A 6,815-nucleotide genomic window follows, 5' to 3' on the forward strand; every position below is an offset into this window, starting at 1 on the left:
GACCATGTCGAGGCGAAACACGCGGCCGGCACCCCTCCGGGCGCCATGGCGATTTCCACACAGTCGCCATTCCTCGCGCAGTCGCCTAGACTGCCGGCCACACCGGGGTCGGTGACCGGCCGGCACACATGCAGGAGCGAGCAGCATCAGTCCGCGGCCGAAGAATCAGGAAAGCCCGCTACTGGCGGCCGGCGAGCGCAGCTTCCGGCTCCTCATCGATGCGGTTTCCGACCATGCCATCTACCTGCTCGACCCGCAGGGGCGAATCATCACCTGGAACCCCGGCGCGGAGCGGACCACGGGTTACCTGGCCGATGAGGTGACCGGACAGGACTTCTCGCGCTTCTTCACGCTGGAGGACCAGGCAGCGGGCAGGCCCGGCCAGGTACTGGCGGCCGCCGCCGCAGATGGAAGGTGCGAGGACGAGGGCTGGCAGGTACGCAAGGACGGCAGCCGGTTCTGGGCGACGACCGTGCTCGACGCGATCCGAGGCGAGGACGGGGAACTGATCGGCTTTGCCGGGATCACCCGGGACTTCACCGAGCGCAAGCTCGCCGAGGACGCCCTGCGGGCCAGCGAGCGGCAGTTCCGCCGCCTGGTCCAGGGCGTCACCGACTATGCCATCTTCATGCTCGACCCGGACGGCTACGTCACGAGCTGGAACAGCGGTGCGGCGGTGCTGAAGGGCTACCGTGCAGACGAGATCATCGGCCAGCACTTCTCCCGCTTCTATACCGAGGAGGACCGCGCGATCGACCAGCCGGCCAGGGCGCTCGCGGCCGCGCGCGAGCGGGGCCATTTCGAGAAGGAAGGCTGGCGCGTGCGCAAGGACGGCAGCCGGTTCTTCGCCAGCGTCGTGATCGACCCGATCCACGAGAACGGCCAGCTCGTCGGCTTTGCCAAGGTCACCCGCGACATCACCGAGCGGCGCCAGGCGCAGGAGGCGCTGGAGGAGGCGCGCGAGCAACTGTTCCAGGCGCAGAAGATGGAAGCGATCGGCCAGCTCACCGGCGGGGTCGCCCATGACTTCAACAACCTGCTCCAGGCGATCTCGGGCTGCCTGCAGATGGTGGAGCGCCGGGTCGATGATCCGCGGGTCCGCGAGATCCTGGTCGCCGGGCAGCAGGCGATCGACCGGGGCGCCAGGCTGACCCAGCAGCTCCTGGCATTCGCCCGCCGCCAGCCGCTGCACCCGGAGCGGATCGACATCGGCACGACGCTGAGGGCCACCTCCGAGCTCCTGGCCCGCTCGCTGCGTGCCGACATCCGCCTGAAGATGGAGCTCGAGCCGGATCTGTGGCCGATCGAGGCCGACCCCACCCAGTTCGAGCTGGCGCTGCTGAACCTCGCGGTCAACGCGCGCGACGCCATGCCGGACGGCGGGCAGCTCACGATCGAGGGGCAGAACCTGTCGCTGGCCCCGGGGCGGGACCCCGACGGGCTCGCGGGCGACTTCGTCCGCCTGCGCGTGATCGATACCGGCACGGGCATGCCGGCGGAGGTCGCGGCGCGTGCCTGCGAGCCGTTCTTCACGACCAAGGAGGTCGGCAAGGGCTCCGGGCTCGGCCTCAGCCAGGTCTATGGCTTCGCCCGGCAATCGGGCGGGGCGGTGCGCATCGAGACCCGGCCGGGTGCGGGCACCACGATCGTCCTGGTCCTGCCGCGGGCGCAGGCGGCAGGGCACGGCGCATCCCTGCCGGCCCCGGATCAGGGCACGGCGGTCGCGTAAGAAGGCTCTGCCCGGATCCGGGCAAGGGGCGGCTACTTCAGGAACAGGCCGAAGTCGCGCAGGGCGATCACGTGGTCCAGCTTCCAGGGCCCCTTGCCGCTCAGATTGCCGCCCTGCTGGATCGACAGGAAGATGCCGGTGATATTCTGGTCGGGGCCGGTGCGCGGCAAGAGCGGGTAGAGCTCGGCGCGGCCGTCACGGTTGGCGTCGAAGGTGAAGCTGTTGTCGCGGCCATAGGTCTTGAGCAGGGCGTTGTCACTGTGACGGTACAGCCAGACCTTGCTGGAGGTGCCGGACTGGAGGTTGTTCACCGTCTCGTAGCGCGTGTTGAGGACCAGCTCGTGCTCCAGCCGGTACCAGACCCCGCGCTTGATCACCTCGCTCCAGCCGTTCGGGTCGACCGCGCGCATCTCGGTCAGGTACTCGTTGTTGGTGGCGCTGCCGTCCCCGGCACAGTCGTAGCGGAACATGTCGTTCCTGAACTGGTTCATCACCCGTACCGCCGCGGCCGTGGGCGAGCCGCCGGCATCGGTGAAGCCGAGCCTGGTCGAGAACACCCGGCCGTCATTGATCAGCCGGTTCCTGCCCTGGCACAGATGGTCCGGGGGTGCCGCGGTCTTCGCCGGCGCGTTGGTGAGGCCCGGCAGCTTGCCGTCCAGTCCCTTGAAGTCGAAATTGCTGGAGAACATCACGTCGTAGACGATGCAGGCCCGCTCGCCCGCACCCTTCAGGCTCTTGGGGTCCAGGATCGCCCAGGTGCCGTGGTGGCCGAGCGAGGAGACATTGATCTTGCCGCTCGGGATGCCCAGGCAGATCGCCGGGTCCTTGCCGTCCACCACGCACTCGGAGAGGTTCTTGCGCCCCTGCTTGGCGGCGAGCTCCCAGCTGGTGGCAGCACCGGAAGGCCAGGCGCCGCGCAGCTTCCTGCCATAGCCGGTCGTGGTGCTCTTGCCGAAGATGTGGGCGAAGTGCCGGTCGAACTCGGCCTGGTGGATGACGGTACCCTTGCTGTCGCGGGCATAGCCCAGCGAGACGATGTTGCCGGAAGTGCGCCGCTTGGCGGACGGCAGGTGGGACTGGACGGACGCCAGTCTCGGCGAGCGGGCCTCCCAATACTTCTGACTGGCGGCATAGGCACCGCCGCAGAAACGGGTGGGCTCGGCGGCCATCACGGTGAAAGCCTGCAACACGAGGCTGCCGGCGGCGACAATCATCAGCGCGATCTTTCGGCGCAGCAACATCTGCCGGTCTCCGTATTCTGACGAATCGGAGACCGGCGACCGTCTGATCAGCCGGCGTCCGGAAACAGCCTGGCAGATCTGCTAGGACAGATGTTCATGATCTTCATGTTAAACGTCGTACATATGGGAACCTTCGCAGAAAAGACTCAGCTTCCCTGCGGTTCTTCGGGAGTTTTTCCTGAAACCGAGACATTCTGCTGTTCTGCGGAACTCTGGGCCGGCCACATGCCGCCGGCGTCGGCCCGGGCGTAGAGCAGGTCGATGATCGCGTTGATCGCCGGGTCCACGCCCCGCGGATAGTCGGTGCGGATCCGGGTCCGCTCCCGGTCGATCCCGTTCGCCTGCCACACGACACCCTCGGCGGCGACGTTCTGCATGAAGCCCTGCAGCCGGTCGCAGGCCTTGGCGAGCCTGGCCTCGGGCGTCTGGCCCGCCTCGAACTCGCGCCACAGCCCGTCCACCCGTGCGGCGAGATCGTCCGGCAGGGTGCCGAACAACTGCGCCGCGGCGGCCTCTTCCCGCTCGGCCTGCCCCACCACGCCGGCCTGGTCGTAGGCATAGGTGTCGCCCGCCAGGATCTCCACGAGGTCGTGGACCGCGACCAGCGCCAGGGTCCGCCCCAGATCGACCGCAAAGCCCAGCTCCCGCTCGAGCAGGACGGCCATGAGAGCCATGTGCCAGCAATGCTCGGCCACCGTCTCGCGCCGGCCGGCACCCGGCACGACCCCCATCCGCTCCACCGTCTTCAGCCGGTCGGCGAGCAGCAGGAAATCGACGATCGCCGCGAGACGATCGCTTCCCGCCGCGCTAGGTTCCGCCCGCATTCGCGCTCTCCTCCCGTGAACCGGCGAACGGCATAGGTGCAGATGGAACTCGCAAGCAACGTCCTGCCCGGCGAGGGACGGCCCCTGGTGGTGCTGCATGGCCTGCTCGGCAGCGGCCGCAACTGGCTGGGCCCGGCACGCCGGCTGAACGAGAGCGGTCGGCCGGTGGTGCTGGCCGACCTGCGCAGCCACGGGCAGAGCCCCTGGGCCAGGCCCATGAGCTACGACGCCATGGCCGACGACGTGGCCCGGCTGATCGCCGGCCTGGGCGGTGAGGCGGTCGACCTGCTCGGCCACAGCATGGGCGGCAAGGTCGCGATGAACCTGGCGCTGCGCCGGCCCGACCGGGTGGCCCGGCTGGTGCTGGTCGACATCGCCCCCATCGCCTACCGCCACCGCTCGTTCACCGACTATCTGCTGGCGATGCGCGCCCTGGACCTGGGCCAGGTACAGCGCCGCGGCGATGCCGACCGGCTGATGGAGCCGGCCGTGCCCGACCTCGCCATGCGCTCCTTCCTCCTGCAGAACCTGGAAAGCGACGGTGCCGGCGGGTTCCGCTGGCGGGTCGATGTCGACCTGCTGCTGGCGGCCCTGCCGGACTTGGTGGGCTGGGCCGACCCGCCCGGCACCCTGCCGTTCGCCGGCCCGACCCTGGAACTGCGCGGCGAGCTCTCGCCCTATGTCGACGAAGCGGGCGAGGCGGCGCTGCGCCGCCTGTTCCCCGCCGTCGAAATCGAGACCCTGCCCGAGGCCGGGCACTGGCCCCATGTGGAGGCGGCAGAGCCCTTCCTCGCGGCACTCCAGGCCTTCCTGGCCCGCCCCGACAGCCGGGCGGCCACGTGACGGCGCCACGGATGGACCATTGATCCGCCAGGGCGGGCTGGTCGAGCGCACCGCACCGGTCCTGTTTCTGCTCTTATGGAGCGGCGGCTACATCGCCGGCCGGCTGGGCCTCGCCCACTCTACGCCGATCGCAATGGTGGCGGTCCGCTTCGTGCTAGCGGCCGCAATCTTCGCCCTGATCGCGCTCGTGCTGCGCGCGCGCTGGCCGCGCGGCAGCCAATTGTTCTGGGTGGCGCTGGTTGGCCTGCTCAACCTGGGCGTCCACTTCGTCCTGGTCTACCTGGCGTTCGCCAGCGGGGTCGGGGCGGGGACGGCGGCGCTCATCAACGCGCTCCAGCCGGTCATCACCGCCTGCATCGCCATGCCGCTCCTGGGTGAGCGGGTCCGGCCCTGGCAGTGGCTGGGCCTGGTGCTCGGCCTGGTGGGCGTGACGCTGGTGATCTGGAACAAGCTGGCGCTGGGCCTGGGCACGCCGGGCGGCATCGCCCTGGTCTTTGCCGCCATGCTGGCGCTGACCGGCGGGGTTCTCCTGCAGAAGCGGTTCTGCCCGAGCTTCGACCTGTGGGCGGGCGGCACCGTCCAGTACCTGGCGGCCGCCGCGTTCAGCGTCGCCGCGGCCTTCATCGCCGAGACGCCGAGCGTGACGCTGGCGCCGGGCTTTTTGGGCGTGATGGCCTATCTGGTGCTCGCCAACTCCATCGTGGCGGTGACGCTCCTAAACCTGATGATCCACCGGGGCGAGGCCGCCCGGGTGACCAGCCTGCTCTACCTGGTGCCGGGCTTGGCAGCCCTGCTCGCCTGGCTGATCCTGGGCGAGACCTTCTCGCTCCTGGCGATGCTGGGCCTGGTCGCGGCCGGCGCCGGCGTCTGGCTGGTCCTGGTGGGCGGCAGCATCCGCCGGTCCTGAGCCGGCATTGGGCACTGCCGTGATCGAAGCCGGCGCTTGATGGCCGCGACAGTTCCTCTACGCTCGCCTGAGATGGGGGCGACGTTGGCAGGTCGACCCCTGAATACAGGGAGGCTCGCCATCATGGAACTGCTGCTGGATACCGGCTCGCTCCGGGAACGCATCGAGGCTCTGCCGGTCGAGAGCTTTGCTGAGGGCGACACGATACTCGCGGCAGGCACCAGCACGGGCAAGCTGTTCATCCTGGTTTCCGGCACCGCCCAGGTGACCAAGCAGGACGTCCCGATCTGCCAGCTCGCCGAGCCCGGCACGGTGCTGGGCGAGATCTCCGCCCTGCTCGGCCAGCCGCACACCGCCGACGTCACGGCCGCCACCGCCTGCAGCTTCCGCGTGGCCGATGCCGCCGAGTTCCTGCGCTGCGACCCGGTGGCCGCCCTGTTCGTCGCGACGGTCATGGCCAAGCGGCTCGCCACGGCGAACGAGGCGATGGTCGAACTGCGTCACGAGCTGGCCGGGGAGAAGCCGCGCGGCGTCATCGGCCGGGCGCTGGACCGGCTGGGCAAGGCGCTGGCGCCGGACGTCGACCCGGAGCTGGCCCGCTACATGTATGCGGGCTGGATGTAGCACCCGGCGCCGGGGCCGATCCGGCCACGTAAGGATCGGCCTGCTGGCGAGGCAGCCGCGGGAGCCCTGATTCCACGCTGGTCCTGCCCCGGCTTGGCCATGAACGTCGGCCGCGGAAGCTGCCGCGCACCTACGCGCTCGCCTCATGCGAGAGCTCTCTAAAATTTGCTCATCTTGAACGCGCCCAAAGCACAAACTGCCCGGACTTGCGAAACCCCTTCACGGCCATTGTGCAGAACCGGCATAAGTTATCTACCTGAAAGCTAGAATAATCTCCATCGGGTAGTACAATGTCTCGTGGACACGCGTCGAAAGTTCAAGATTAAATTCAGGTAACATGGGAACTTTCTCTGGTGGTTTCCGGAACGGATCGTATAACTACAAACAGTCCGGCGTTCTTAAGAGGGTCGAAGCTGATAATCAGAAGGCTGTCCATGCACGTGGACTAGCCCATGGTTTCGCGATCAGTTCAGACAACAATAATAGCGCCGAGTAGTTTCTCAGCCACCAATTGAGGTGCCCATGGCTCGTGTTCGAGGCGCGGCAATGCTTGCCGCGGCTGTGCTGGCTTGCGCTCTGTTCTCTGCTGCCCCTGCCCCGGCTCAGGCCGCGGTCGATCTGGGCAGTGCCCCCATCGCCAACACTGG

6 protein-coding genes are annotated in these 6,815 nt (G+C 68.5%); 4 read left to right on the plus strand and 2 right to left on the minus strand.

Going from position 1 to position 6,815, the window contains the following annotated elements; genetic code table 11:
• The first annotated feature begins 181 nt into the window (after positions 1–181).
• The gene (locus HLA95_RS12910) at positions 182–1,729 is read left to right on the plus strand and encodes a hybrid sensor histidine kinase/response regulator (RefSeq protein WP_223861575.1); all 1,548 of its coding nucleotides are present in this window, start codon (positions 182–184) and stop codon (positions 1,727–1,729) included.
• A 32-nt stretch (positions 1,730–1,761) separates the two neighbouring features.
• Here the strand turns inward: HLA95_RS12910 and HLA95_RS12915 are convergent, their stop codons facing one another.
• Positions 1,762–2,970 carry a polysaccharide lyase gene (locus tag HLA95_RS12915; RefSeq protein WP_191060335.1) on the minus strand — a complete coding sequence of 403 codons (1,209 nt, stop codon included), beginning with the start codon at positions 2,968–2,970 and terminating at the stop codon, positions 1,762–1,764.
• Positions 2,971–3,116: 146 nt separating this feature from the next.
• Entirely contained in the window at positions 3,117–3,794 is a 678-nt protein-coding gene (locus HLA95_RS12920) for an HD domain-containing protein (RefSeq protein ID WP_191060334.1), read from the minus strand.
• 42 nt (positions 3,795–3,836) lie between these two features.
• Between HLA95_RS12920 and HLA95_RS12925 the strand changes: the two genes are divergently transcribed.
• The 3 genes from HLA95_RS12925 (at position 3,837) to HLA95_RS12935 (ending at position 6,168) form a co-directional block, all read left to right on the plus strand.
• Entirely contained in the window at positions 3,837–4,637 is an 801-nt protein-coding gene (locus tag HLA95_RS12925; RefSeq protein WP_222183559.1) for an alpha/beta fold hydrolase, read from the plus strand.
• A gap of 19 nt (positions 4,638–4,656) precedes the next feature.
• A complete protein-coding gene (locus tag HLA95_RS12930; protein ID WP_191061705.1) occupies positions 4,657–5,544 on the plus strand; it encodes a DMT family transporter in 888 nt (295 codons plus the stop codon).
• A 123-nt stretch (positions 5,545–5,667) separates the two neighbouring features.
• Positions 5,668–6,168, plus strand: a complete 501-nt coding sequence (locus HLA95_RS12935; protein WP_191061704.1) for a Crp/Fnr family transcriptional regulator — start codon at positions 5,668–5,670, stop codon at positions 6,166–6,168.
• Positions 6,169–6,815: the final 647 nt, after the last annotated feature.

Origin of the sequence: Geminicoccus harenae (assembly GCF_019800005.1) — a bacterium.
Taxonomy (GTDB): Bacteria; Pseudomonadota; Alphaproteobacteria; order Geminicoccales; family Geminicoccaceae; genus Geminicoccus; species Geminicoccus harenae.